This window comes from Variovorax paradoxus (assembly GCF_902712855.1).
Lineage (GTDB): Bacteria > Pseudomonadota > Gammaproteobacteria > Burkholderiales > Burkholderiaceae_C > Variovorax > Variovorax paradoxus_Q.
Genome location: NZ_LR743507.1, coordinates 3473112 through 3499278, shown reverse-complemented (window position 1 = coordinate 3499278; position 26167 = coordinate 3473112). Strand labels below are relative to the sequence as shown.

Here is a 26167-nt window from a genome sequence, read left to right as displayed (position 1 = left end):
CCGGGCACCCCACCGGCGCAAGAGAGCCCACGATGGACCTGCACATACATCCCATTGCCCGCACCCTCGAGGTCCGCCCCGGCGCGAACCTGCTCGAAGTGCTGCGCGAGCACCACGTGCCGGTGTCGTACAGCTGCATGTCGGGCCGCTGCGGCACCTGCCGCTGCAAGGTGGTGTCGGGCCAGGTGCTCGACGCCGGGCAGGACGCCATCCGCCCCGACGGCCAGGGCGAGCGCTACGTGCTCGCATGCCAGAGCACGCTCACCGAGAGCTGCGCCATCGAGATCCCGGAGCCGGACGAAGTGGTGGTGCATCCGGCGCGCATCCTGAAGGCGACCGTGACGGGCATCGACGAGCTGACCCACGACATCCGGCGCCTGCGCCTGAAGCTCAACAAGCCGCTGGAGTTCTCTCCGGGCCAGTACGCACAGCTGCAATTCGCGCCCGACCTGGCGCGGCCGTACTCGATGGCCGGGCTGAGCCGCGACGCCGAGCTCGAGTTCCATGTGCGCCGCGTGCCCGGCGGGCGCGTCACCGCGCACATCTTCGAGCAGCTCAAGGTCGGCGATGCGGTGCGGGTGAGCGGGCCGCTGGGCACCGCCTACCTGCGCACCAGACACCGCGGGCCGATGCTGTGCGCGGCGGGCGGGACGGGGCTCGCGCCGATCCTCTCGATCGTGCGCGGCGCCATCGCGGCCGGGCTCGCACAGCCCATCCATCTCTACCTGGGTGTGCGCTCGGACGCCGACGTCTACGGCCTGGCCGAACTGCGCGAGCTGCAGGCGCTGCACCCGGGCCTGAAGGTGCACGTGGTGGTCGTCACCGGCCCCGCGCGAGACGGCCAGCGGCTGGGGCTGATCACCGATGCGATCCGCGCCGACTGGCCGGGCGGCCTCGACGGCTGGCGTGCCTACCTCTGCGGCTCGCCGCCGATGGTCGAGGCCGTCACCCAGCTGGTGCGGGGCAGGGGGCTGCCGCCCGAACAGACCCATGCCGATGCCTTCTACCTGCAAGGCACCTGAACAGAAGATCCGACGACAGAAGAAAAGGAGACCCGCGATGACCACGCAAGACGTGTTCCCCATCGAGCTGAAATGGGAAAGCGACAAGAGCAGCCGCATTCCCTTCATGGCCTACACCGACGAGGCGCTGCACAAGAAGGAACTGCAGCGCTTCTTCTACGAGAAGCACTGGGGCTACGTCGGCCTCGAAGCGGAGATCCCGAACCCGGGCGACTTCAAGCGCACCGCCATCGGCGAGCGCTCGGTCGTCATGTCGCGCGACGAGGACGGCGCAATCCACGTGTTCGAGAACGTCTGCGCGCACCGCGGCATGCAGTTCTGCCGCGAGCGCCAGGGCAACCGCAAGGAGTTCGTCTGCCCCTACCACCAGTGGAACTACACGCTCAAGGGCGACCTGCAGGGCGTGCCGTTCCGGCGCGGCGTGAAGCAGGACGGCAAGGTCAACGGCGGCATGCCGGCCGATTTCAAGACCGAGGAGCACAGCCTCACCAAGCTGAAGGTGGCCTCGCGCGGCGGCGTGGTGTTCGCGTCGTTCGACCATGAGGTCGAGTCGCTCGAAGACTTCCTCGGGCCGGACATCCTGCATTACTTCGACCGTCTGTTCGACGGGCGCAAGCTCACCATCCTCGGCTACAACCGCCAGCGCATTCCGGGCAACTGGAAGCTGATGCAGGAGAACATCAAGGACCCGTACCACCCGGGCCTGCTGCACACCTGGTTCGTCACCTTCGGGCTCTGGCGCGCCGACAACAAGTCGGAGCTCAAGATGGACGCGCGCGGGCGCCACGCCGCGATGATCTCCACGCGCGGCACCGGCGGCAAGGCGGCACAGGTCACGCAGGTGTCGAGCTTCAAGGAAAGCATGCAGCTGAAGGACCCGCGCTTCCTCGACATCGTCCAGGAAGACTGGTGGAAGGGCCCCACGGCCGTGCTGATGACGCTGTTCCCGAGCCTGATCCTGCAGCAGCAGGTCAACAGCGTCTCGACACGCCACATCCAGCCCGTGGGCCACGACGCCTTCGATTTCGTGTGGACGCACTTCGGCTTCGAGGACGACACCGAGGAGATGACGCAGCGCCGCCTGCGCCAGGCCAACCTGTTCGGGCCGGCGGGCTTCGTCTCGGCCGACGACGGCGAGGTCATCGAGTTCTCGCAGGAGGGCTTCGAGCAGAAGCCGTTCCACCGCACGCTCGCCGAACTGGGCGGGCGCGAGGTCGAGAACACCGACCACATGGTGACCGAGACGCTGATCCGCGGCATGTACCGCTACTGGCGCGAGGTGATGGAGGCATGAGCATGAAGAACCTCGACGCCGACGCCTACCTCGAACTGTCGCGTTTGTACGCGGCCTACGCGCACGCGGTCGATTCCGGCCAGTGGGAGCTGTGGCCCGCGTTCTTCACCGAGCAGTGCAGCTACCGGCTGCAGCCGCGCGAGAACCACGAGCGCAACCTGCCGCTGGCCACGCTCTCGTTCGAGAGCCGGGGCATGCTGGAAGACCGTGTCTACGGCATCAAGGAGACGCTGTTCCACGACCCGTACTACCAGCGCCATGTGGTGGGCCTGCCGCTGGTGCACCGTGTCGACGACGACGGCGCGATCCACAGCGAAGCCAACTACGCGGTGTTCCGCACCAAGCTCGACGGGCCCTCGACCGTGTTCAACGTCGGGCGCTACATCGACAAGGTCGTGCCCACGCCCGAAGGACTGAAGTTCGCCGCGCGCCTGTGCGTGTTCGACAGCGAAATGATCCCGAACTCCATCATCTATCCGATATAGAGCTCACCCCAGGCTTGCCCACTTCGTGTGGCCTCCTTCCCCCTTCCGGGGGCAATACCTGCGGCCCGGCAGAGCCGGTTCCGCGGTATTCCCGAATGAAAACCGATCCGACAACCATGCACGACGAAATCCAAAAAGAACCAGAGACACACGGCGCGCCGCTGCGCCGCTTCACCGACCCGGCCTATGTGCCGCTGTGCGCGAACCTCGGCGAGGTTCGCGAGAACATCGACCGGCTCGACCGCGAGATCGTCGCGCTGCTGGCCGAGCGCGGCCGCTACGTGAAGGACGCGGCACGCTTCAAGGCGGATGCCTTCCAGGTGTCGGCGCCGCAGCGCCAGCAGGAGGTGATCGACAAGGTGAAGGCGCTGGCCGGAGAGAAGGGCGCCTACCCCGAGGTGGTCGAGGCTGCCTACCGCGCGCTCATCGCGGGCTTCATTGCGCGCGAGCAGCAGGACCACCTGGGCATGGTGGCCGTGGAGGCGAAGGCATGAAGCTCGCTCGCCTCGCGATCGCCCTCAGCGCCACGGCCATGGCCGTGGCCGCCCACGCGCAGGAATGGCCGCAGCGTCCGATCCGCATCGTGGTGCCGTTCGCAGCCGGCTCGTCGCCCGACATCCTCGCGCGCATCGTCAACGACAAGCTGGCCGCGCGCATCGGGCAGCCGCTGATCGTCGACAACAAGCCCGGTGCGGGCGGCAATACCGGCACCGACCAGGTCTCGAAGGCGCAGCCCGACGGCTACACCTTCCTGCTGTCGGTGAACGCGCCGCTGGTCTACAACACCATCCTCTACAGGAACCTGCCGTACGACCCGTTCAAGGACCTGGTGCCGGTGTCGCTCGCGGCGACCACGCCCAACGTGTGCGCGGTGTCGAATTCGATGAACGTCGATTCGGTCAAGGGCTGGCTCGACGCGATGAAGCGCAACCCGGGCAAGTTCAACTTCGCCTCCACGGGCAACGGCTCCATCTCGCACCTGGGCGTGGAACTGGTCAAGCTCAAGACCAACTCCTTCGCGGTGCACATCCCGTATGCGTCTTCGGGGCAGGCGGTCACGGCCATCATCCAGGGCGACGTGCAGTACGCCTGCCTGCCGCCGGTCACGGTGATGCCGCAGGCCAAGGCAGGCCGGCTCAAGGCGATCGCCGTGACCTCGGCCGAACGCTCGGCGCTGCTGCCCGAACTGCCGACGCTGCGCGAATCGGGCCTGCCCGACATCCAGGCCGTGCCGTGGTTCGCCTACATGGCGCCCAAGGGCACGCCGCCGGAGGTGGTGCAGCGCATGAGCCGCGAGATTGCTGCCGCGCTCAAGGAGCCCGAGACCGTCAAGCGCCTGCAGACCGCGTACTTCGACCCTGTGGGCAGTACACCCGAGGCGCTGGGCAAGTTCATGGGCGAGGAGCTGCGCCGCTGGAAGCCGGTGATCGAGCGCGCCGGCATCAAGCCCGACTGAACCACACCGAGCAAGGACACAACGATGAGCACGATGACCTGGGTCGACGCAGCCGCGGTCGACGACGTTCCCTCCGACGACGTGGTCGGTATCGAGGTGCAGGGGCGCGACATTGCGCTGTACGGCACCGACGACGGCATACACGCCACCGACAACATCTGCACGCACGGCCACGCGCGGCTGTGCGACGGCTTCCTGGAAGGCCACGAGATCGAATGCCCGCTGCACCAGGGACGCTTCGACGTCCGCACGGGCAAGGCGATGTGCGCGCCGCTCACGGAAGACCTGCGCAGCTATCCGGTGAAGATCGAGGGCGGGCGGGTGTTCCTGGCGTTCGAGGCGTAGGCCGGCGAACTGTTCCGTATCGGCGACGGGCGATCTGTATCTGTTTTCCACGCACGCGGCTGGTGACAATGGCGCTCCGTTTCATGGAGCAGATATGACGACAGCCCAAAGCCGCGACCAGATTGCCGACCAGATTGCCTCCGAGCTGGGCCACAGCTTCGCGGGCGAGATGATTGCCGGCGGGCACTACGTGCCCATCGTGCGCGACGGCCGCACGCTCTACACCAGCGGGCAGGTGCCGCGCGTGGGCACGACGGTGGTCGTCACCGGCCGCGTGGGCGAGGCCGTTTCGCTGGAGAAGGCGCGCGAGGGCGCGCAGATCTGCGCGCTTCGCTGCCTCACGCTGCTGCGCCGCGAACTCGGTTCGCTCGACGGCGTGGAGAAGGTGCTGCGTGTCGGCGTCTTCATCCAGTGCACCGCCGAATTCACGCAGCAGAGCGAAGTGGCCGACGCGGCGTCCGATCTTCTGCACCGCGTCTTCGGCGATGCCGGCGTCCACGTGCGCACGGCAGTCGGGGTCTATCAGCTGCCCAAGAACGCGAGCGTGGAGCTGGAGATGACCGTCGCCGCCAAGGGCGACAAGGCCTGAGCCTCAGGCGGCCTGCAGCCGGGCCTGCTGGCGGCGCGAAGGTTCGGTGCGGTGCAGGTACGCCGCGAAGGACCTGTGGGAGGACCCGGCCATGCGACGTGAACGCGATCTGCCGTCTACCCCGCGCGCAGTTGCAGCTCGACGATGTCCCGCGCGAGCGAGGCGATGGTCAGCGGTGCGCAGCCCTCGGCGTTGTTGCTCACCGTCACGTATGCCGGCTGGCCGGCGTGCGTGGTGCCGACGATCACCTTCGCCAGCGCGGCGCGGGTCTCTGGATCGGGGTCGACGATCTTGTCGAACGGGCCATAGAGCTTCTCGGCGTCCTCGTAGCCGAAGCGTCCGTGGCGGCGGTGAAGATTCCATCGGCACACCAGCGGGCCTGGCCACAGTGCGCGCAGCATCGGCAGCTGGTCTTCGATCGGAGGCATCTTCGCGTGCAGGCCCATGCAGAAGGTCGCGCCCACGCTGCGCAGCATCGCGGCGAACGCGGGGGTCAGCAACACGGGGTCGCGCACCTCGACGGCGATGACCGCGTTCGGCGCCGCGGGCTTCAGCCCGGGCAGCGCCTCGAGCATCCCGCCGATGCGCGCGATCAGCGCGGGCTGGTCGGTGAGGATGTGGCCGGGAATGGGGCTCAACTGGAACACCAGCGCGCCGATGCGGTCGCCGAGCCCCTCGAGCGCGGGCTGCACGAACTCCTGGATCGCGATCTCGCTGTTCAGGAACACCGGGTTGGCTTGCGTGCCGCGGCCGCTCTCGTCGCGCACCGTGGCGTCGGTGACGAGGCTGGGTGCCTTCACCACGAAGCGGAAGTCGCCCGGCACCATGGATGCGTAGCGCGCGTACTGGCTCGCGGTGAGCGCACGGTAGAAGTTGCGGTCCAGGCTCACGGTGCGCAACAGCGGATGCCTGGCGAGTGCGCCGAGGCCGTTCTTCGACAGCACGCTCTCCGAGTACTCGCCGTCCCACACGAGGCCGGCCCAGCCGGGGTAGCTCCACGACGACGTGCCCAGCCGCAGGTGGGGCGGCAGCGCCGAGGCCAGCTCGGCGAGCGCCGGGTCGGCGGGGGCCGGCTCGACGGTTCCGGCGCGGGGCTTCTTCTTCGGCGGCACGTCGGCTTCCGGCCTGGGCGTTGCGGCCTCGGGCGCTGCCGCGGGCAGCGTCAGGCCGGGGAGGTCGGGAAAGAGGGAGTCCTGTACTTCAGCCATGTCTGGGGCCGCATTCTGGTCCAACACCGGAGCGCTGCGCTGCGGCGGGCACAATCCGCGCCATGAAACAGTGGTTGCGCACGCAGGGAGGCTGGTGGCTGGCATGGCTGGCGCTCACCGCCGTGGGCGCCGTGTGGATCGCGCGCGCGGCGCTCGCGCACATGCACCAGGACTTCGAGACCGACGTGCGCATCGTGCACCGGCTCATGAGCCAGCAGATGGTGCAGTACGACGCGGTGCTCGCCACGCTCGCATTGCTCGAACCCAGCACCGGCGCGGACCATCCGGAGCAGCGGCTGCCGTCGGTGTATTCGTCGATCCTGCGCGTCCAGCGGCGCGAACGCGACCAGCCCTGGCAGGACGGCGCGCTGCCCGGCGCGACCGCGCAGGCACTGGCCGCCGCAGAAGCGCGTTCGCGCGAACAGCAGCGCGCCGAGCTGGCACTGCTCGACCTGCCGAAGGGCCGCTACGTGCTGGTGATCGGCGCCACGCCGTTCAGCTACGCGCTCGACATCGACCTGGCCGGTTCGGTGCCCTGGCGCGACTGGCCGATGAACCCGCAACGCAGCCCGGTGCGGCTGTGGCTGCAGCGCGATGGCCAGCAGCTGTCGTTGCAGCCGGGCGTGCCGGCTTCGAGCGGCTGGCGTTTCGACCTGACCAAGGCACTGGCATCGCCGAGCCAGCCCTTCGATCTGGTGGCCGAACGGCAGGTGGGGTGGGGCGAACTGCCGTGGCGCGGCATCGCCGGCTGGGCCGCCGCCATGGCCGCGCTGCTGGCCGGGTTGTGGGCCGCGCAGCGCCAGCGCGTCGCGCGGCGGCGTGCCGAAGAGCTGCTGCGGCTGGGCCAGGTGGCGCGGCTCAATGCGCTGGGCGAACTGTCGGCCGGGCTGGCGCACGAGCTCAACCAGCCGCTGACCGCGGTGCTGGCCAACGCGCAGGCGGCCCGCCGCCTGCTCGACGACGAGCCGCCGGATCTCGGCACCGCGCGCGAGGCCATGGGGCAGGCGGTCGAACAGGCACGCCGCGCGGCCGGCGTGGTCGGGCGCCTGCGCCGCGTCATCGAGCGGCCCGAAGCCGGCGGCGACCTGAAGCCGCTGGTGCTGCAGGACGTGGTGCGCAGCGCCATGCACCTGCTGGCGCCCGAGTTCGCAAGGCACACGGTCGCGACGCAGTTCGACGCCGCGGCGCAGGCGCCGGTGCGCGTGCAGGCCGAGGCGGTGGCGCTCGAGCAGATCGTCCACAACCTGCTGATGAACGCCGTGCAGGCGCTCGAGCTGGTGCCGCCCGCCGAGCGCCGCCTCGTGGTCTCCGTCGGCCGCAATGGCCAGGAAGGCATGCTGACCGTGACCGACAACGGCCGCGGCATCGCCCCCGAAGCGCTGCCGCGTCTTTTCGAACCCTTCTTCAGCACGCGCGAAGGCGGCCTGGGCCTCGGCCTGAGCCTGAGCGAGACGCTGGCCAGCGGCATGGGCGGCAGCCTGGGCGCGGCCAACGTCGCACCGCGCGGCGCGCGCTTCACGCTGCTGCTGCCGCTGGTCGCGCCCGCGCAGCAGGTCCCGTAATGAATACGTCCGCACCCCATCCGCCGCTGTCTCCGCTGGTCCACCTGATCGACGACGACCAGGCCGTGCGCGACGGACTGTCGCTGCTGATCGGCACCGTGGGCCTGCGCGTGCAGGCCTGGGCCGACCCGCAGGTCTTCATCGACAGCTTCGATCGCGCGAGCGTCGGCGCCATCGTGCTCGACGTGCGCATGCCCGGCATCAGCGGCCTCACGGTGCTCGACCGGCTGGTGGCGCAGGGCGTCGACCAGCCCGTGGTCATGCTCACCGGCCACGGCACCGTCGACATGTGCCGCCGGGCCTTCAAGGCGGGCGCGGCCGAGTTCCTCGAGAAGCCGGTCGACGACGAGCAACTGCTCGAGGCGCTGCAGCAGGCCGTGCGGCAGCATGTGCGTTCGCGCGAACGCTCGCAGGCCGACAACGCCGCGCGCGAGCGCGTGGCGCAGCTGTCGGAGCGCGAGCGCGAGGTACTGGCCTTCATCGTGCAGGGACTGACCAACAAGGAGATCGCGCGCACGCTCGCGCTGTCGCCGCGCACGGTCGAGACCCACCGCGCCAACCTGTTCGCCAAGCTCGGCTGCGAATCGCTGGCGCAGCTGATCCGGCGCTATGCGGTCCTGGTGGATGCGGCTCCGTAGTTCTACGGAGCCGCGCGCGTAGCCGTACGAATGGCCGTCGGCGGGCTTGTTTTCTACAGTGGCGCAGCTGCCGGCAAGGGCCGGCGCAAACCCCGAATCCACTGGAGATCATCAAGAATGCAAAACGTCCTTCGCCTCGGCAGCCTCGCCGTCCTGCTCGCTGCTTCCGTGGCCCAGGCCCAGACGCCGGCCCCCGCGGTCCGCACCGAGAAGAACATGTCGCTCGCGCTGGCCAACCAGATCGCGGCCGAGGCCGTGGCCGCCTGCGCCGCCAACGGCTACAACGTGGCGGCCACGGTGGTCGACCGCGCCGGCACCGTGCGTGCCGTGCAGCGCGCCGACAACGCCGGCCCGCACACGCTGGGCTCGAGCGAGCGCAAGGCCTGGACCTCGGCATCGGCCAAGAGCCCCACGCAGGCCATGATGGAAGGTTCGCAGAAGAACCCGGCCGGCGCGAACCTGGTGTACCTGCCGGGCATGCTCCTGCTGGGCGGCGGCGTGCCGGTGAAGTCGGGCAATGAGGTGATCGGCGCGGTCGGCGTGGGCGGCGCGCCCGGCGGCCACCTCGACGAGCAGTGCGCCAACGCCGCGCTCGAGAAGGTCAAGGGCCTGCTCTGATGCTGGCGCGCGGCATCCGGCAAGGCATGTTGGCGGCAGCGCTCGGGCTGGGCGTGGCGGCCGGCGCGCTGGCCCAGGTGCCGCCGCTCGCGGCCGAGGTGCTGGCCTACGACGGGCTGCATCAGGCCGCATGGCAGGGCGATCTTCCGAAGCTGAAGGCGCTCATCGCCTCGGGTGCGAACCTCGATGCGCGCGACCCGCGCGGCCGCACGCCGCTGCACATGGCCGCGCATGCGCGCCAGCGCGAGGCGATCCGGCTGCTGGCCAGGGCCGGCGCCCAGCTCGACCTGCTGGAAGACGACCGATACGACGCGGTCACCATCGCGGCGGTGGCCGACGACACGGCCACGCTGTCGCTGTTGCTGTCGCTCGGCGCCAGCGCGGGGCAGACCACGAGCCGCTACGACGGCACCGCGCTCATCGCTGCCGCGCATCTGGGGCACGACGAGGTGGTCCGCCGGCTGATCGCGGCTGGCGCGCCGCTGGACCACGTCAACAACCTGCACTGGACCGCGGTGATCGAGTCGATCGTGCTGGGCGACGGCGGCCCGCGCCACCAGCGCACGCTGGCCGCGCTGGTCGATGCCGGCGCCAGCCTGAAGCTGACGGACCGGCAGGGCAACACGCCGCTGCAGCTTGCGAAGGCGCGCGGCTACACGGCCATGGTGAAGCTGCTGGAGACGCCGCGCGCAAGATAGGCTGGCTCGGGGACAATCGGTGACCCACGAGGACACCGCCCCATGTACATGCCCCCGCAGTTCAACGCCAGGGACCCGGCCATCGCGCTGGACCTGATGCGCGCGCATCCGTTCGCGAGCCTGGTCTCGAACGACGACGATGGCCTGCCTTTCATCACGCACCTGCCGCTGGTGGCCGAGTCCGGGCCGGACGACTCGCTCGTGCTCCTGGGCCACTGCGCCAAGCCCAATCCGCACTGGCGCCACTTGCAGGCGCGGCCGCGCGCGGTCGTCACCTTCATGGGGCCGCACGCCTACCTGTCGCCCTCGGTCTACCCGGACCTGGCGCGCGTGCCGACCTGGAACTACCTCGCCGTGCATTGCACCGTGGAGGCGCGGCTGGTCGAGGAACCGGGCGCGAAGGACGCGCTGCTGAAGAAGCTCATCGCCACGCAGGAGCCTGCCTATGCGCAGCAATGGCGAGAGCTCGGCGAGGAGTTCCAGCTGAAGATGCTGGCCGGCATCGTCGGCTTCGAGCTGCGCGTGACATCGCTGCAGTGCAAGATCAAGCTCAACCAGCATCGTCGCGAGTCGCATGCGGCCATGCGGGCGGTCTACGGCGCCGGCACGCCGGACGAGCGTGCGCTCGCGGCTTGGATGGAGCGTCTCGGCATGCCCGCCGAGGCCACCGCGGCGGAGGGCCACTGAGATGCGCGCGCTCGGACTGGTCGGTCTCGTGCTGGCGCTGGCGATCGTCGGCCTGGTGGTGAAGAAGCAGATGACGGCCATGGCAGTGGTTCCGGCCGCGCCTGTTGCCGGCGATGCGTCTGCGAGTGCGCCTGCGAGTGCGCCCGTCAGCCAGCGCGAGCAGGCAAGGCAGGTGCAGCAGCAGGTCAAGGACGCGCTCGATGCCGCCGCCAAGACGCGCCAGATGCCCGATGACAACTGAGCCCGGCGAGTCGACACCTTCGCATGCGCCTGACGACGCGCACTGGATGGCGCTCGCGCTCGCCCAGGCGCGGCTGGCGGCCGAGGCCGGCGAGGTGCCGGTCGGCGCGGTGCTCGTCAAGGACGGGCAGCTCGTCGCCACCGGCCGCAACACGCCGGTCGCGCAGCACGACCCGAGCGCGCATGCGGAGATCAACGCGCTGCGCGCGGGCGCGTCCGCGGTCGGCAACTACCGGCTCGACGGCTGCGAGCTGTTCGTGACGCTCGAGCCCTGCGCGATGTGCTCGGGCGCGATGCTGCATTCGCGGCTCGCGCGCGTCGTGTTCGGTGCGGCCGATCCGAAGACCGGCGCGGCCGGTTCGGTGCTCGACCTGTTCGCTGAGCCCCGGCTGAACCATCGCACGCAGGTGCAGGGCGGCGTGCTTGCCGACGAATGCGCCGCGGTGTTGCAGAGCTTCTTTCAGCAGCGGCGCAGCGCCGCACGGGCACAGGCCGAGCCTTTGCGCGACGACGCATTGCGCACGCCGGCCGGGCGCTTCGAAGGGCTCGAAGGCCGCGGCTTCGCGCCGCACCACGTGCAGGACCTGCCGAGCCTGAACGGCTGGCGGATGCACTACATCGACGAAGGCGCAGGGAACCTGCAGGGCACTGGAGACAACGTCGCTTGTTGCCTGTGCCTGCACGGGCCCGGCGAATGGGGCTACTTCTTCCGGCATTTCGCGGGCCTGCCAGGACTGCGCACGCTGGTACCCGACCTCATCGGCTTCGGCCGGAGCGACAAGCCCAAGCGCGAGACGCCGCACACGCTGGCCTGGCATCGCGACGTGCTGCTCGAATGGCTGGCGCGGCTTGAGGCCGGACCGATGGTGCTGGTGCACAGCGCGGCTGCGACAGAGCTGGCCGCGCTGTTGCAGGCTGCGGCGCCGCACCGCTTCGTCGCATCGCTGGCTGCGCCGGACGGCGGGCAGTTTGCAAGGGACGCATGGCGCGCGCCATTTCCGGACCGGGGCTACGAAGCCGCGCTGCGCGCGCTCGGCCCCTTGGCTTCCTCGTCGGGGCCGACGGCCGAGCAGGCCCGCACGCTTGCAGCGCAAGCCAGAAACGCAATGGGATACTCGACCACGTGACCAAACACATCTACATCTATTCCCCCTCCAGTGCCGTTCGCGACAAGGCCGCATTCCGCCGCGGCGTGAAGCGGCTCAAGGCACTGGGCCATGAAGTCGAAGTCGACGATGCGGCCCTGTCGGCGCACCAGCGCTTTGCAGGCGACGACGCCACGCGGCTCGCCGCGATCTCGCGTGCTGCCGCGAGCGGCGCGGATGTGGCGCTGATTTCGCGCGGCGGCTACGGACTCACGCGCATCCTCGACGCGCTGCCTTACAAGGCCATCGCCAAGGCGATCGGCAAGGGCACCCACTTCGTCGGCTGCAGCGACTTCACCGCGCTGCAGAACGCTTTGCTCGCCAAGACCGGCGCGGTCACCTGGTCGGGGCCCGCGGTCGGCGAAGACTTCGGCGCCGAAGCCGGCCCCGACGACATCATGGAAGCCTGCTTCGACGACCTCGTCACGGGGCAGGGCGAGGGCACTGGCTGGCGCATGCCGGCGCGCGACGCCGAGCTGAAGTTCAAGCCCGTGCAGGACGCGGTGCTGTGGGGTGGCAACCTGTGCGTGCTTACCAGCCTGCTCGGCACGCCGTACTTTCCTGTCGTGGACAAGGGCGTGCTCTTCATCGAGGACACCAACGAACATCCGTACCGCGTCGAACGCATGCTCGACCAGCTGAAGCTGGCCGGCGTGCTCGCGCGCCAGCGCGCCATCGTGTTCGGGCAGTTCACCGGCGTGCGCAGCGTGCCGGGCTACGACCGCGGCTTCGGCATGAACACGGTGATCGATCGCCTGCGCGCGTCGCTCAAGGTGCCGGTGCTGGCCGGCCTGCCTTTCGGCCATGTGCCGACGAAGGTGCTGCTTCCGGTGGGCGCGAAGGTGGCCATGGCGGCCGAAGGGCGCGATGTCTTCCTGGTCTGGGGACACGCGGGAGCTGGCGGCGGCCACGATCACCACGGCCATGACCACCATCATCATCACCACCACGACCACTGACGCGTGCTCGGAGCAGGCGCCGCAAAAAACGAAGCGGCCCTGAAGGGCCGCTGCTGTGGGTGGAAAACCTCTCGGGCTTCAGCCGTTGCTGGTGAAGCGTTGATGGGCGCGGGGACTCATCGATCCGGGCAAGCCGCCCTTGAACATGCTGTTGATGGTTTTCATCTGGCGTCGCGCGGCGGTTTCGCCGTCGATGGCGCTCAGCGCCATCATCACGTCCTGGCGCAGGTACCAGAGGGCTTCCACATCGGCGGCAAAGCGCACGCGCTGGCTGACACGCTGGACCGAATGACCGCCATGGGCCTGGAGCACCGACAGCATGGCGGTACGGATGCGCCCCAGCTGGCTCTCTGCCGCGTGACGGGATCCGAACCCTGGCACGTTCAGCAGACGAAGAATGCGGCGGAAGAACATGAGACGAAAAGCGTATTGCCGGAAGCGGAGACGACCGCTACCTTAAGGCCCAGTTAACCATTGCACAAGATCCGGAACAGTGTTTCTTGTTTTCAAACAACACGCTTTACTTACTGTCATCAGGATGTCGTCCAGTTTTGTTTTCCAAAGTACTACATACGAACGAATGACCCTGTTGTAGCCGCGTTGTTTGCAAGCCGCGGTATACATGAAACGTCAACAAACTTGGCGTGCCATCCGTTCCTTTTTCGCATCGTTGGACAGATGTCCCGGAAATTGCTTGCAGGGCACGGCAAGGAACCTGACCATTCACAACCGGCGGTCTGAAAAAAATCAAGAATCACAAGAATATGGGTGTCAATTCCACAGTCGTTTTCGCGGACTTGACGGGGAGCACCAGGGTCTTCGAGGCCATGGGGAATGCACGGGCGACGGAAACCGTGACGCGACTGACGCAATGGATCGGCGGCGTGTGCCAGGCGCACGGCGGCCGTGTCGTCAAGTCGCTCGGCGACGGCGTGTTCGCCACGTTCACGAGCGGCGCTGCCGCCACGCACGCGGTCATCGAACTCCAGCGCTATCACCAGAAACGCCTGCTCGCGTGGCCGGCGCCGCTTCGCATGGCGCTGCAGATCGGCGTGGCCAGCGGCGAGGTGGTCGAGGTAGAGGGCGACTGCTACGGCGATGCCGTCAACCTGGCTTCGCGGCTGAGCGACCTCGCCGGCCCGGGCCAGATCTGGGTGACCGATACCGTCATCCAGCAGTTGCGCGACGGCTCGGTGCAGCATCGCGACCTGGGCCTGATCAACATCCGCGGCCGCAGCGAAATGTCGGTGGTGCACCGCATCGACTGGCAGGAGGACGTCACTTCCTTCCTCACCGTGCCGGCCGCGCTCGCGCCGCTGCGCATGCCCGACTCGTCGTTCGGGCAGATAGAACTTGCGTGGCTCGACGTGCGCTCGATGTTCCGCACCGAGCAGTTGCCGATCCATCTCGGCCGTGTCGACGAGGCGCAGTTCGTGGTGAATGATCCCCGCGTGTCGCGTCTGCATGCGCGCATCGAGTTGCGCCAGGGCAGTTGCGTGCTGATCGATGTCAGCACCTACGGCACCTGGGTGCGCTTTCATGGCAACGGCGGCCCGAGCACCGAGATTGCCTTGCGCCGCGAGGAGTGCGTGCTGCATGGCCGCGGCGAAATCGGCCTGGGCGCGCCGCTGAGCGATTTCAGCGCGCCGACCATCGCCTTCAACACCACCGCCGGCGACGTCACGCTGTCGCGGCGCGAGATCGCACGTTGATGCGGACACCCGTCCGCCCATACCAAGGAGGATCCATGAATTCGAACAAAGCTTCATCCGCCCGCCGATGGGCGGCACGGTCGGCGCTGGGCGTCGTCGCAGCTTGCGCGCTCCTGGGCGCAGGCGCCGCGAGCGCACGCGGCCACTGGTCGGTGCAGATCGGCACCCCGGGGTTGGGCGTGGGGGCCTATCCCGCGCCTTACTACGCGCCGTATGGCGGATACGCTCCAGCACCCGTCTATCCGTACCCCGAGCCTGTCTACTACGGCGCGCCGCCGCCGGTCTACTATCGGCCCGCGCCGCCGGTGTATTACCGTCCGGCACCGGTTTACACGCCGCCAGTCGGCCGCGTCTACTACGGTCCGGGCTTCCAGTACCGCACGCCGAGAGAACTGGACGAAGACGGCGAATGAGCCGCTGCCGCCTGGCGCGGCTCGCAGGTTTCCTGGAAATGGCATGCCGGCTGGCATGCCATTTTTGTTTCAGGAGGTGACGAAAAAGTCACATTAATTCACATTTGTGTGGTCATGTGTCCAAATCTGGCCATGCCTGCATGTCATTTCCAGCACATTGCCTGCAGGGCATGCAGCTTGCCTTGACTCGCGACAACGGCGTCAGAGCGCCGCAGGAGCGAGGAACATGGTGGAACAGTTCGAGGCAGACGCCGCAGCCCTGGCCGGGGAGGATGGACCCGGGGTCTCGAGGCCGGCGAAGGCCGCGGCGGTGTTTTCCATCGCGGCGGCGCTGGCCGCGTGCGGCGGAGGGCGGGGGCGGCGGCAGCGGCTTTGCGGGCGGCGTGTTCCCGCCCGGCGGCACGGGCGGCTCCGGACCGGTCACCGATACCGGCCCGTACCACTACCCCCGGGCCGACACCGACGACGAAGCCGCGCGCTTCCTGCTGCAGGCCCAGCTTTCCGCCTCCGACAAGGACATCGCCGATGTGCGCGCCAAGGGCTACATGCCGTGGCTCGCCGAACAGTTCTCGGCACCGCGCGAACCTTCCGCCTGGGAGTGGGTGAATGGTCGCGCGCGCGGCGCGGTCGATGCCGACGCCATGATCTGGCGCCAGCTCATGACCTCGGCCGACCCGGTGCGCAAGCGGATGGCGCTGGCGCTCAGCGAGATCTTCGTGGTGTCGTCGACCGACATCGGCTCGAGCTGGCCGACCGCCATGATGGCCCAGTACTGGGACACGCTGGTGACCGGCACCACGGCCAACTTCCGCCAGCTGCTGGAGGACGTCACGCTCAATCCGGCGATGGGCTTCTACCTGAACACCCGCGGCAATCGCAAGGAGGACATCTCGGGCCGCCAGCCCGACGAGAACTATGCGCGCGAGGTCATGCAGCTCATGAGCATCGGCCTGTACCAGCTCGAGGCGGACGGCACGGTGAAGACCGGCCCCGACGGCCAGCCGCTCGAGACCTACGCGCAAGGCGACGTGTCGAACCTGGCGCGCGTGTTCACCGGTTACGACCTCGACATCCGCACCGCCGAACGCAACGCGGCGGGTGCCGGCGTCGAGAGCAACGAGTGGACCACCCGGCCCATGGCCCTCACGGCGAGGAACCATTCGACGCTCGCGGCGCGCTTCCTCGGCGCCACCGTGCCGGACGGCACTGCGGGCCCCGATGCGCTGAAGATTGCGCTCGACACGCTCTTCAATCATCCGAACGTCGGGCCCTTCATCGGCCGCCAGCTGATCCAGCGGCTGGTGACCAGCAACCCGAGCCCGGCCTACGTGCAGCGCGTGTCCGGCGTCTTCGCGGACAACGGCACGGGCGTGCGAGGCGACATGAAGAGCGTGTTCGCGGCCGTGCTGCTCGACGACGAGGCGCGCGGGCCCGCAGGCCTGTCCGATCCCCACTTCGGCCGCCTGCGCGAGCCGATGCTGCGGTTCGTGCAGTGGGGCCGCAGCTTCGGCATCGGGTCGGCCAGGGACACCTGGAAGATCGGAAACACCTCCGACCCGAGCCAGAGCCTCGGCCAGAGCCCGCTGCGTTCGCCCTCGGTGTTCAACTTCTTCCGCCCCGGCTACGTGCCGCCGGCCACCGCCATCGCGAGCAACAGGATGGTCGCGCCCGAATTCCAGCTGGTCAACGAGACCAGCGTGGGCGGCTACCTGAACTTCGTGCAGGGCATCCTGCCGAACGGCTTCGATGGCGGCGACGTGAAGGTGGGCTACGTGAACGAGAAGGCCATGGCCGGCGACCCGGGTGCGCTGGTGCGGCGGCTCAACCTGCTGCTGGCCGGCAACCAGCTGTCGGCCGCCACCGTGGCGCTGATCACGGATGCGCTGTCGAAGCCGCCGCTGGCGAACCCGACCAGCGATACCGGCCGCCTCGCGGTGGTCAACGCCGCCGTGCTGATGGTGATGGGCTCGCCCGAATACCTCGTGCAGAAATAAGCAGACAGCAAGCCGGAGCGAACTGCCCATGTACCTCATCGACCCCGCAGCACACACCCGCCGCGCCTTCCTGCGCCGCGCAGGCCACCTCGCGATGGCCGGCACCGCAGCGCCATTCGCGCTCAATCTGGCCGCCATGGGCGAAGCCGCCGCGCAGGGCGCGCCCAGCGGGGACTACAAGGCGCTCGTGTGCGTGTTCCTGTTCGGCGGCAACGACTACGCCAACACCCTCGTCAACTTCGACGCCGCCAGCTACGGCAAGTACGCCGGCATCCGCGGTGCCATTGCATTGCCGTACGACGCCGCGCTCGCGGCGACCGAGCTCGTGCCCACCGTGCCGCTGGCCGACGGCCGCAAGTACGCGCTGAATCCCCGGATGACCGGGCTGGCCACGCTGTTCGGCCGCAGCAAGATGGCGGTGCAGCTCAACGTGGGCCCGCTGGTCAAGCCGCTCACGCGCGCGCAGTACAACAGCGGCAACCGCAAGGACTTCCCGGTGCCGCCCAAGCTGTTCTCGCACAACGACCAGCAGTCGGTGTGGCAGTCGTCCTCGCCTGAAGGCTCGACCATCGGCTGGGGTGGCAACCTCGGCGACCTGATGCTGTCGGGCCAGCAGCAGGGTTCGCTCTTCACCTGCATCTCGGTGTCGGGCAACGCGGTGTTCCTGTCGGGCGACGTGGCCCAGCAGTACCAGGTGGGCACGCGCGGCGCGGTGCGCATCAACAGCGTGAGCAAGGCCTCCGGCAATGTCTATGGCTCCGCGGCCGTCAAGGCGGCCATGCAGCAGCTGGCCCAGCAGCCCCGCAGCCATACGCTGGAGAACGAATACAACAAGGTCACCGAGCGCGCCAGCCTGGCCGAAGGCACGGTCACCGCGGCCATCCAGCCCGACGACCTGGGCGCCAACTTTCCGGCCAACAACAACCTGGCAGACCAGCTCAAGATGGTCGCGCGCATGATCCGTGGCCGCGACGCACTGGGCGTGAAGCGCCAGGTGTTCTTCGTGTCGATGGGCGGTTTCGACCTGCACGACGACCTCGACACCAGGCAGGGCGACCTGATGCAGCGGCTGTCCGACGCCATGACCGCGTTCCAGCAGCAGATGGAACTGCTGACGCTCGACGGCAAGGTGACCGCCTTCACTGCGTCGGACTTCGGCCGCACGCTGTCGAGCAACGGCAATGGCTCCGACCACGGCTGGGGCAGCCACCACTTCGTGGTCGGTGGCGCGGTGAACGGCAAGGCCCTGTACGGCACGGCGCCGCCAGTGAGCGTGGGCAGCACCGCGGCCGATGAAGACCAGTGGCACGTCGGCCAGGGCCGCCTGCTGCCGACCACCTCGGTCGACCAGTACGCCGCCACGCTGGCCCGCTGGTTCGGCGTGCCCGATGCCGAACTCGACGGCATCCTGCCCAACCTGAAGAATTTCAACAACGTCTCAGCGCCGAGCGGCATCAGCTACCCGCGCAACATGGGATTCATGGCATGAACGAGATGAACGGCATGATGGTGAACATGAGCGGCATGACCGACATGGGCAGCCTCAACGGCATGGAGGGTGGCGCCAGCGTCAGCTTCGGCGGGGAGCACCCCCGCGAGACCCGACCGCTGATGCGCAGCAGCGAGGTGACCAACGTGCGCCCGTTCGGCACCGTCGAGGGCGCCATCGGCGCCATCGAGTCGCTCGACCGGGAACTGAAGAAATTCGAGCTTGCGGTGGCCGACAGCCTGCAGGACTACCTGGGCGTGCAGATGGCGCAGATCACCGACTGCGCGCTGGCGCGCGGCTGGGAGCCGATCAGCTTCGTGCAGAAGGACGGCTTCCGCCTGTACCGCTACGAAGCCATGCGCAGCTACTCGAAGAAAAGCAGGAAGCGCTGAGCTTCGCTCCGAACGTCGATCAGGCCGGGGCAGTTGTCGCGGCCAGCGCGGCGCGCACGCCCTGCGTCTCCAGCATGGAAAGGTGGCGCGCCACCGCCGCGACGAAGCGCGGCTCTTTGCCGAGTTCGCCGAACACCGGCGCAAAGCCGGTGAAGAAGGCCACGCGGTCCTGCATGCCCGATGCCGCCCCCGCCTGCGCGAGCCGCTCGGCCAGCGCGGGCGCCAGAGGGTCCTGGATGTCGTGCGTCGCGCCGGTCTCGTCGGTGCCGCGCAGGTAGTGCATCCAGGCTGCCACCGCCAGCGCGAGCCGGTCGATCGGCAGGCCCGCGGCCAGGCGGTCGCGCAGCGTGCCGAGCAGCCGCTGCGGCAGCTTCTGCGAACCGTCCATGGCGATCTGCTTCGTCTGGTGATGCAGCGCGGAGTTCGAGAAGCGTTGCAGGAGCCGCGCGCGGTAGCTGTCGAGGTCCAGGCCCGGCATGGCCGGCAGCGTTGGCGCGATCTCTTCGCGCATCAGCGCATCGATATAGCTGCGCAGCGCGGGCTCGGCCATGGCACGGTCCACGGTGCGCAGCCCAGCCATCGCGCCAAGGTAGGCCAGTGCCGAGTGGGCGCCGTTGACCATGCGCAGCTTGAGCTTCTCGTAGGGCTGCGCATGCGCCACGAAACGAGCGCCGCCCGCCGTCCAGTCGGGGCGGCCATTGGCGAAGCGGTCTTCCACCACCCATTCGAGGAACGGCTCGCCGATGACCGGCCATGCGTCCTCGATCCCGAGCCGCGCGGCGATGCGTTCGCGGTCGCCGTCGGTGGTGCGCGGGACGATGCGGTCGACCATCGAGTTCGGGAAGGTGCAATGCGCTTCGATCCAGTCGCGCAGCCCGGCGTCGACCTGCCGAGCGAAGGCGAGCACGATGCCGCGCGTGGTGTCGCCGTTGGCGGGCAGGTTGTCGCAGGACATCACCGTGACCGGCGCGAGGCCGCGGGCACGGCGCAGGGCGAGCGCATGCACCACGAAGCCGGGCATGGTGCGCGGTGTCTCCGGGTGCGCGAGGTCGTGAGCGATGTCGGCCGCGTCGAGCCGAAGCGCGCCGGTGGCCGGGTCGTGGTGGTAGCCTTTCTCGGTGATGGTGAGGCTCACGATGCGTGTGTCGGCGTGTGCGATGCGTTCCAGCACGGCCTGCGGGTCCTCGGGCGCGACCAGCACCTCGAGCAGGTTGCCCACCACCTGCAGCGCTTCGCGCGCCGTGCCGTCCTCCGCGGCATCGCGCAGCGCCAGCGTGTAGAGGCCGCCTTGCGGCTGCAGTGCGTCGCGCGTGTCGGCCGCGCGCAGCGAAACGCCCACCGTGCCCCAGTGCAGGTCGCCGCCCGCATGCAGCGCGGCTTCGTTGACGACCGCGATGTGCGCACGGTGGAACGCACCCACGCCGAGGTGGACGATGCCGGCACGCAGCGCGTCGCGCCCGTAGCGCGGCCGTGCCACGTCGGCGGGCAGGCGGGGCAGGGCGTCGGGGTTCAGGGGCTCCATGATTCGCGCGCTCACCAGTTCCAGAGCGTGCCGTCGTGCTGCAGGCGATTCACCGGCAGGTAGGCGCGCTGGTACGGGTACTTCGCGGCCAGCTTCTCGTCGATGTCCACGCCATGGCCCGGCGCCTCGCCGGGGTGCAGCATGCCGTTCGTGAAGCTGTACGCGTGCGGAAACACGGCGTCGGTCTCGTCGGTATGGCGCATGTACTCCTGGATGCCGAAGTTGGGCACCCACATGTCGAAGTGCAGCGCCGCGCCCATGCAGGCCGGCGACAGGTCGGTCGCGCCGTGGCAGCCGGTGCGCACCTGGTAGAGCGAGGCCAGGTCGGCGATGCGGCGCAGCTGCGTGATGCCGCCCGCATGGACCACCGTGGTGCGGATGAAATCGATCAGCTGGTTCTCGATCAGGTCCTTGCAGTCCCAGATGCTGTTGAAGATCTCGCCAACCGCCAGCGGCGTGGTGGTGTGCTGGCGGATGAGTTTGAAGGCCTCCTGGTTCTCGGCGGGCGTGGCGTCTTCCATCCAGAAGAGGTTGAAGGGCTCGAGCGACTTGCCCAGGCGGCCCGCCTCGATGGGCGTGAGGCGGTGGTGCACGTCGTGCAGCAGGTGGATGTCGGGGCCGACCGCGCTGCGCACCGCGTCGAACAGCCTGGGCGTGTGCTCCAGGTACTTGGCGGTCGACCAGTCGTGCTCGCTCGGCAGGTCGGCGTCGGCCGGCTCGTAGAACATGGTTCCGCGTCCCACGCCGTAGACCTTCTCCAGGCCGGGCACGCCGCTCTGTGCGCGGATCGCCAGGTAGCCTTCTTCCTTGTAGCGCAGCACTTCGTCCACTGTCTGCTCGATGTCGCGGCCGTTGGCGTGGCCGTACACCATCACGCCGGTGCGGCTCTTGCCGCCCAGAAGCTGGTACAGCGGCATGTTCGCGGCCTTGGCCTTGATGTCCCACAGCGCGGTGTCCACCGCGGCAATGGCCGTCATGGTGACCGGGCCGCGGCGCCAGTAGGCACCCTTGTAGAGGTATTGCCAGATGTCCTCGATCTGGTGCGCGTCGCGCCCGATCAGGCAGGGAATGACGTGTTCGGTCAGGTACGCCGCCACGGCCAGTTCACGGCCGTTGAGGGTGGCGTCGCCGATGCCGGTCAGGCCTTCGTCGGTCTCGATCTTCAGCGTGACGAAGTTGCGGCCCGGGCTGCAGACGATGACGCGGGCATTGGTGATTTTCATGGTGTGTGCCGTTGTGTGGGGAGAGGAGAGGGGCGCGGCTGGCGAGGCTCAGCCGTGCCAGCCGAGATGGCCCAGGAAGTCGCGCGTGCGCTCGGCCGTGGGGGCCTCGAAGATCTGCCCGGGCGGCCCCTGCTCGACCACCTTGCCGTGGTCGAACACCACGACCCAGTCGGCCACGCTGCGGGCGAATGCCATCTCGTGCGTGACCACGACCATGGTCATGCCTTCGTCGGCCAGCTTCTTCATCACGTTGAGCACTTCGCCGATGGTCTCGGGGTCGAGCGCCGACGTGGGCTCGTCGAACAGCATTACCTCGGGCTCCATGGCCAGCGCGCGCGCGATCGCCACGCGCTGCTGCTGGCCGCCCGACAGCCCGCTCGGAAAGTTGTGCGCCTTGGCGGCCAGGCCGACCTTCTCGAGCAGCTTCATGGCGCGTTCGCGCGCCTGCGCCTCGCTCATGCCCAGCACGGTGACCGGGCCGATGGCCACGTTGTCCAGTGCGTTCTTGTGCGGAAACAGTTCGAAGTTCTGGAACACCATGCCCATGCGCTGGCGCACCTTGCGCGCCTCGCGCTCGTCGGTGGGCAGCGGCACGCCATCGATCAGCACGCGTCCGCCGTCGATGCTCTCCAGCGCATTGGTGCAGCGAAGCAGGGTCGACTTGCCCGAGCCCGACGGCCCGATGAGGCACATCACCTCGCCCTTGTTGACCTGCACCGTCACGCCGTCCAGCGCGACGAAGCTGCCGTACAGCTTGCGCACGTTGTCGTACACCACGACCGGCGCCTGGCCCGCCGACTTTCGTTCGCCGTTCATCATTCCTTGACCTCGAATTTCTTCTGTATCCAGTCGACCAGCTTGGCCTGCGGGTAGCCCATGAGCCAGTAGATGATGGCCATGGCCGTGAGCATCTCCAGCACGCGGAAGCTCGAAGAGCGGATCTGCAGCGCCACGTGCGCAAGTTCGCCCACCGCGATCACCGACACCAGCGAGGTGTCCTTGAACAGCGACACCCAGGTGCTCGCCAGCACTGGCAGCACGCGCCGCCAGGCCTGCGGGATCACCACCTTCTTCATGGCTTGCCAGCGGCTCATGCCGACCGCGATGGCGGCCTCCGTCTGTCCCTTGCGGATCGAGTTGATGCCGGCGCGGAAGGTCTCGGCGTTGTAGGCCGACACGTTCAGGCACAGCGCCACGAGCCCCGTGGTGAAGGCCGAGAACTCGATGTGCAGGAACACCGGCATCACATAGAACGCCCAGTACACGACCAGGATCAGCGGCAGGTTGCGGAAGAACTCCACGAACGCCTGGCTCGCGCCCGCAAGCACCTTGCTGTTCGACAGCCGCATGAGCGCCAGCACGATGCCCGCGGGCACCGCCACCAGCATGGTCAGCACCGTGAGCAGCACGGTCAGCCCGGCGCCGTGCAGCAGGTCGAAGCGGTGGTCCCAGACAATGCTCCAGTCCAGTCCCATCACGACCTCCCCAGGTGTGCGACGCGCTTGTACAGCGCATCGATCAGCCGTGTTCCGGGGAACAGGATGATGAAGTAGATGACCATCACCACCGTGAACACCTCGATCGGCCGGTAGCTCTGGCCCGCGATGGTCTCGGCGCGCTTCATGAGCTCGGGTACCGCAATGACGGTGGCGATGGCCGTGTCCTTGATGGTGATCGAGAGGATCGAGCCGAAGGCCGGCAGCATGCGCACCAGCGCCTGCGGCAGCACCACCTTGCGCACGATCTGTGCGCGCGACATGCCCAGCGCCAGCGCCGCGCGGATCTGGCCGGGCCGGATCGACTCGATGCCCGCGCGAACGATCTCCGCCACGTAGGCGGCGATGTGCAGCGTGAGCGCCATCAGCGCGGCCCAGAACGGGTGGAAGCTGATGCCCGTGAGGATCGGCACCGCGAAGTAGAACCACACCAGGATCACCAGCACCGGGATGGCGCGCTGGGTGTCGATGTAGAACACGATCGGTATGCGCAGCCAGGCCGCGCCGTAGACGCGGCCCAGGCCCAGCGCGGTGCCGAGCACCAGCGAGCCGATGGCGGTGAGCACCGACAGCAGCAGCGTGATGCCCAGCCCGCCGAGCAGGTACTGCCAGCTGTCGAGCAGGGGAGAAAAGTCGAGATCCATGGAACCCGTGAGATCGGCGAATTCAGTGCATTCCGGCCGGGGCCGGAGCTCACATCGCGTTGATGATTCGCGCTTCGTCCGCGTCGAGCTTGGGCTTCATCTGGTCGTTGACCGCCTTGAGCCAGTTCAGGTACTCGGGCTGGTTCTTGTCGATCGCGAGGCCGATGGGCGTGGCCATCTCGGTGGAGTCCTGGCAGTTGTTGCCGTCCGGCAGCGCCTTCAGGCCCTTCACCTTGCGGTTGAGCGCCTGCCATGGCACGCGGTTGATGGGCGTCACGTCGGCGCGCTTGGCCATGATCTCTTCGACCGGTGCGGCGGTGCCCGCGGTGGACACGCCGCGCAGCTTGGCGTTGGGGAAGCGCTTCTTCACCCAGTTTTCCTCGCCGCCGCCGGTGAAGTAGGCCACCGTGACGTTCGGGTTGTTGAACTCGTCGATCGACTTGGCGTTGGCCACCTTCGGGTTGTCGGCGCGGCCGAACACGCACAGCGCGGTGCGCGAGTAGGTCACGAAGTCGACCACCTTCAGCCGCTCGGGCGTCACCGACAGCGGGGAGATCGTCATGTCCGCCTGGTTCGACGCCAGCACCGGCACCTTGGTCTCGTGCGACACCGGCACGGCCTGCAGCTTCACGCCGAGTTGCTTCGCCACCTCGTTGGCCAGCAGCCACGCCGGACCGGCCCATGCGTCGCCCGAACCGGTGGTGTTCTCGATCAGCCACGGCGGATTCGACAGCACGGCCGCACGCAGCACGCCGGCCTTCTTGATGGCGTCGATGCGCGCGCTGGTGCCGGGCGCGGGCACCGGCACGGTCTGCGCGGCGGCGTGGCCGACGAACGCCGCAGCCATGAGGGCGGCGAGCAGGGTCTTCGTAGTCGTCATCTTCTGTCTCCAGTTCTGTGGTTTTGGGTAAGGCCCGGATCGGGCGGCGGGAACAACGAAAGAGGGGACGCGCTGGCGCCGTCGGGGCATCGCGGGTGTCGTCGCGGCGGGTGCGCCGTCGGCGTCAGCGCCAGGCCTGCGCGAACTCCGCGATCACGCGGTCGATGTGCGCGCGCATCGCGGCGCGGGCTTCGGCGGGGTTGCGTTCGAGCAGCGCGTTGAACACGCGCTGGTGGTCGTCCTGCGAGGCGCGGCGCAGGTCCGGCGTGTGGAAGTGCGCCTCCATCTGCGACCAGATCGGTGCCTTGGTGTGGTCCCACAGCGCCGTGACCATCTGCAGCAGCACGCTGTTGCCGGTCGACTCGGCGATGCGCAGGTGAAACAGCCGGTCGGCGGCTTCGTTGGCTGCCTTGTCCTGCATGTGCTCGCGCATGGCGGCCAGCGCCGCGTAGATGCGGTCGATGTCGCTGTCCTTGCGGTTCTCGGCAGCGACCGAGGCGATTTCCGATTCGATCAGGCTGCGCGCGCGCAGCAGCTCGAAGGGGCCGGGTCCGGGCGGCAGGGTGTAGCCGGAAGCGGGCGCCGACGCCGTGCCGGCCACCGGAGCGCAGATATAGATGCCCGAGCCGCCGCGCACTTCGACCGCGCCCTGGATCTCCAGCACGATGATCGCCTCGCGCACCAGCGTGCGGCTCACGTTGAAGCGCTCGGCCAGTGCGCGTTCCGACGGCAGGCGGTCGCCCACTTTGAATTCGCCGCTGCGGATCAGCTCGGCGATGCGTGCCGCGAGCTTCTGGTACGAGCGGTCGGATTCCGGCTCGGAAGCCTGGATGAAAGGGGATTCGGTGAGCGTGGCCATGATTGGTGAGCCAGTCTAAAAGTGGTTCACCAATTCTGGCCTCGTGGTTTACCAGTAGACCTGCAGGCTCATGCGTAGCGCAGGCTCACGCCGCGCCGCCAGGGCGCTATCACGAAAACGGGGTAAGAGGGAGGCGGAGGAAGGAGAGCGCGCCGCCGCGCTCAGTGCGAAGAAGGCGGGCGGGGCGTCAGGACGCCGCCTGCGCCAGGATGCGGTCGAGCTTGTCGATGTCGATCGGCTTCTGAAGGTGGTGGTCGAACAGGCCTTCGGCCGAGTGGCCGCCCGCATCCTGCGCCGAGAACCCGGAGATGGCGACCAGCAGCTTCGGCGTGCCTTCGGCCGTGCTTTCGCGCAGCCGGCGGGCCACCTCGGTGCCGGGAAAGTCGGGCAGCGTGAGGTCGATCAGCGCGGCGTCGAAGCTTTCCACCGCCGCCGCGTCCAGCGCCTGTTGCGCCGTGTAGGTGCAGCGCGCCGTGTGGTCCTGCAAGGTCAACAGTTCCTGCAACAGGTCGGCCGCAGCTTCGTTGTCGTCCACGATCAGCACGTTCACTGGAAACCTTCTTTTCTTGGTAAGTCGAATGGAGCAGTATCGCGGCC

The 26167-nt window shown here is 68.5% G+C and carries 30 protein-coding genes; 20 read left to right on the top strand and 10 right to left on the bottom strand.

What is annotated here, in order from left to right:
* Positions 1-32: 32 nt before the first annotated feature.
* From AACL56_RS15975 to AACL56_RS15945, 7 genes are all read left to right on the top strand, one after another.
* Positions 33-1022 (top strand): 2Fe-2S iron-sulfur cluster-binding protein, encoded by a 990-nt coding sequence (locus tag AACL56_RS15975; RefSeq protein WP_339090788.1) that lies wholly within the window; start codon positions 33-35, stop codon positions 1020-1022.
* 37 nt (positions 1023-1059) lie between these two features.
* Positions 1060-2316 (top strand): aromatic ring-hydroxylating dioxygenase subunit alpha, encoded by a 1257-nt coding sequence (locus AACL56_RS15970; RefSeq protein WP_339090787.1) that lies wholly within the window; start codon positions 1060-1062, stop codon positions 2314-2316.
* Between the two features lie 2 nt (positions 2317-2318).
* Entirely contained in the window at positions 2319-2801 is a 483-nt protein-coding gene (locus tag AACL56_RS15965; protein WP_339090786.1) for an aromatic-ring-hydroxylating dioxygenase subunit beta, read from the top strand.
* Positions 2802-2917: 116 nt separating this feature from the next.
* Positions 2918-3295, top strand: a complete 378-nt coding sequence (locus tag AACL56_RS15960; protein WP_339090785.1) for a chorismate mutase — start codon at positions 2918-2920, stop codon at positions 3293-3295.
* The gene (locus tag AACL56_RS15955; RefSeq protein WP_339090784.1) at positions 3292-4257 is read left to right on the top strand and encodes a Bug family tripartite tricarboxylate transporter substrate binding protein; all 966 of its coding nucleotides are present in this window, start codon (positions 3292-3294) and stop codon (positions 4255-4257) included. The genes AACL56_RS15960 and AACL56_RS15955 overlap by 4 nt, the downstream gene beginning before the upstream one ends.
* A gap of 24 nt (positions 4258-4281) precedes the next feature.
* Positions 4282-4602, top strand: coding sequence for a non-heme iron oxygenase ferredoxin subunit (locus AACL56_RS15950; RefSeq protein ID WP_339090782.1), 321 nt, complete (start codon positions 4282-4284; stop codon positions 4600-4602).
* Between the two features lie 94 nt (positions 4603-4696).
* Complete coding sequence (locus AACL56_RS15945; protein WP_339090781.1) at positions 4697-5191, top strand: RidA family protein; 495 nt, start codon at positions 4697-4699, stop codon at positions 5189-5191.
* 116 nt (positions 5192-5307) lie between these two features.
* On the opposite strand, the gene AACL56_RS15940 is transcribed toward AACL56_RS15945, so the two are convergent.
* Complete coding sequence (locus AACL56_RS15940; protein ID WP_339090780.1) at positions 5308-6399, bottom strand: DUF72 domain-containing protein; 1092 nt, start codon at positions 6397-6399, stop codon at positions 5308-5310.
* Positions 6400-6461: 62 nt separating this feature from the next.
* Between AACL56_RS15940 and AACL56_RS15935 the strand changes: the two genes are divergently transcribed.
* The 8 genes from AACL56_RS15935 to AACL56_RS15900 all read left to right on the top strand — a co-directional run bounded on the left by AACL56_RS15935 (position 6462) and on the right by AACL56_RS15900 (position 12946).
* Positions 6462-7961, top strand: coding sequence for a sensor histidine kinase (locus AACL56_RS15935; RefSeq protein ID WP_339090779.1), 1500 nt, complete (start codon positions 6462-6464; stop codon positions 7959-7961).
* The gene (locus tag AACL56_RS15930) at positions 7961-8599 is read left to right on the top strand and encodes a response regulator transcription factor (protein WP_339090778.1); all 639 of its coding nucleotides are present in this window, start codon (positions 7961-7963) and stop codon (positions 8597-8599) included. Before AACL56_RS15935 ends, AACL56_RS15930 begins: the two co-directional genes overlap by 1 nt.
* Positions 8600-8716: 117 nt before the next feature.
* Positions 8717-9217, top strand: a complete 501-nt coding sequence (locus AACL56_RS15925) for a GlcG/HbpS family heme-binding protein (protein ID WP_339090777.1) — start codon at positions 8717-8719, stop codon at positions 9215-9217.
* Positions 9217-9915 carry an ankyrin repeat domain-containing protein gene (locus AACL56_RS15920; protein WP_339090776.1) on the top strand — a complete coding sequence of 233 codons (699 nt, stop codon included), beginning with the start codon at positions 9217-9219 and terminating at the stop codon, positions 9913-9915. The genes AACL56_RS15925 and AACL56_RS15920 overlap by 1 nt, the downstream gene beginning before the upstream one ends.
* A gap of 42 nt (positions 9916-9957) precedes the next feature.
* On the top strand, positions 9958-10602 hold the full coding sequence (locus AACL56_RS15915) for an FMN-binding negative transcriptional regulator (protein WP_339090775.1): 645 nt from the start codon (positions 9958-9960) through the stop codon (positions 10600-10602).
* Position 10603: 1 nt separating this feature from the next.
* Positions 10604-10843, top strand: coding sequence for a hypothetical protein (locus tag AACL56_RS15910; protein WP_339090774.1), 240 nt, complete (start codon positions 10604-10606; stop codon positions 10841-10843).
* Positions 10833-11969, top strand: a complete 1137-nt coding sequence (tadA, locus tag AACL56_RS15905; protein WP_339090772.1) for a tRNA adenosine(34) deaminase TadA — start codon at positions 10833-10835, stop codon at positions 11967-11969. Before AACL56_RS15910 ends, tadA begins: the two co-directional genes overlap by 11 nt.
* Positions 11966-12946, top strand: a complete 981-nt coding sequence (locus tag AACL56_RS15900; RefSeq protein ID WP_339090771.1) for an LD-carboxypeptidase — start codon at positions 11966-11968, stop codon at positions 12944-12946. Before tadA ends, AACL56_RS15900 begins: the two co-directional genes overlap by 4 nt.
* Before the next feature lie 78 nt (positions 12947-13024).
* Here AACL56_RS15900 and AACL56_RS15895 read toward each other — a convergent pair whose 3' ends face one another.
* Positions 13025-13360, bottom strand: coding sequence for a hypothetical protein (locus tag AACL56_RS15895; protein ID WP_339090770.1), 336 nt, complete (start codon positions 13358-13360; stop codon positions 13025-13027).
* A 350-nt stretch (positions 13361-13710) separates the two neighbouring features.
* Between AACL56_RS15895 and AACL56_RS15890 the strand changes: the two genes are divergently transcribed.
* From AACL56_RS15890 to AACL56_RS15870, 5 genes are all read left to right on the top strand, one after another.
* Positions 13711-14658, top strand: a complete 948-nt coding sequence (locus tag AACL56_RS15890) for an adenylate/guanylate cyclase domain-containing protein (RefSeq protein WP_339090769.1) — start codon at positions 13711-13713, stop codon at positions 14656-14658.
* A 35-nt stretch (positions 14659-14693) separates the two neighbouring features.
* Positions 14694-15071 carry a hypothetical protein gene (locus AACL56_RS15885; RefSeq protein WP_339090768.1) on the top strand — a complete coding sequence of 126 codons (378 nt, stop codon included), beginning with the start codon at positions 14694-14696 and terminating at the stop codon, positions 15069-15071.
* Positions 15072-15454: 383 nt separating this feature from the next.
* Positions 15455-17065: a DUF1800 domain-containing protein gene (locus AACL56_RS15880; protein WP_339090767.1), complete on the top strand. Its 1611-nt coding sequence runs from the start codon at positions 15455-15457 to the stop codon at positions 17063-17065.
* Between the two features lie 28 nt (positions 17066-17093).
* Positions 17094-18554, top strand: a complete 1461-nt coding sequence (locus AACL56_RS15875; protein ID WP_339090766.1) for a DUF1501 domain-containing protein — start codon at positions 17094-17096, stop codon at positions 18552-18554.
* Positions 18551-18946, top strand: a complete 396-nt coding sequence (locus AACL56_RS15870) for a hypothetical protein (protein ID WP_339090765.1) — start codon at positions 18551-18553, stop codon at positions 18944-18946. The genes AACL56_RS15875 and AACL56_RS15870 overlap by 4 nt, the downstream gene beginning before the upstream one ends.
* A gap of 19 nt (positions 18947-18965) precedes the next feature.
* Here the strand turns inward: AACL56_RS15870 and AACL56_RS15865 are convergent, their stop codons facing one another.
* The 8 genes from AACL56_RS15865 to AACL56_RS15830 all read right to left on the bottom strand — a co-directional run bounded on the left by AACL56_RS15865 (position 18966) and on the right by AACL56_RS15830 (position 26120).
* A complete protein-coding gene (locus AACL56_RS15865; protein ID WP_339090764.1) occupies positions 18966-20468 on the bottom strand; it encodes a mannitol dehydrogenase family protein in 1503 nt (500 codons plus the stop codon).
* Positions 20469-20479: 11 nt separating this feature from the next.
* The gene (gene manD, locus AACL56_RS15860) at positions 20480-21691 is read right to left on the bottom strand and encodes a D-mannonate dehydratase ManD (protein WP_339090763.1); all 1212 of its coding nucleotides are present in this window, start codon (positions 21689-21691) and stop codon (positions 20480-20482) included.
* Between the two features lie 48 nt (positions 21692-21739).
* On the bottom strand, positions 21740-22507 hold the full coding sequence (locus tag AACL56_RS15855; RefSeq protein ID WP_339090762.1) for an amino acid ABC transporter ATP-binding protein: 768 nt from the start codon (positions 22505-22507) through the stop codon (positions 21740-21742).
* The gene (locus AACL56_RS15850; RefSeq protein WP_339090761.1) at positions 22507-23166 is read right to left on the bottom strand and encodes an amino acid ABC transporter permease; all 660 of its coding nucleotides are present in this window, start codon (positions 23164-23166) and stop codon (positions 22507-22509) included. Before AACL56_RS15850 ends, AACL56_RS15855 begins: the two co-directional genes overlap by 1 nt.
* Positions 23166-23831: an amino acid ABC transporter permease gene (locus tag AACL56_RS15845; protein ID WP_339090760.1), complete on the bottom strand. Its 666-nt coding sequence runs from the start codon at positions 23829-23831 to the stop codon at positions 23166-23168. The genes AACL56_RS15850 and AACL56_RS15845 overlap by 1 nt, the downstream gene beginning before the upstream one ends.
* A gap of 49 nt (positions 23832-23880) precedes the next feature.
* Positions 23881-24711 (bottom strand): substrate-binding periplasmic protein, encoded by an 831-nt coding sequence (locus AACL56_RS15840; protein ID WP_425337020.1) that lies wholly within the window; start codon positions 24709-24711, stop codon positions 23881-23883.
* Positions 24712-24835: 124 nt separating this feature from the next.
* Entirely contained in the window at positions 24836-25570 is a 735-nt protein-coding gene (locus AACL56_RS15835) for a FadR/GntR family transcriptional regulator (RefSeq protein ID WP_339090759.1), read from the bottom strand.
* A gap of 187 nt (positions 25571-25757) precedes the next feature.
* A complete protein-coding gene (locus AACL56_RS15830) occupies positions 25758-26120 on the bottom strand; it encodes a response regulator (protein ID WP_339090758.1) in 363 nt (120 codons plus the stop codon).
* Positions 26121-26167: the final 47 nt, after the last annotated feature.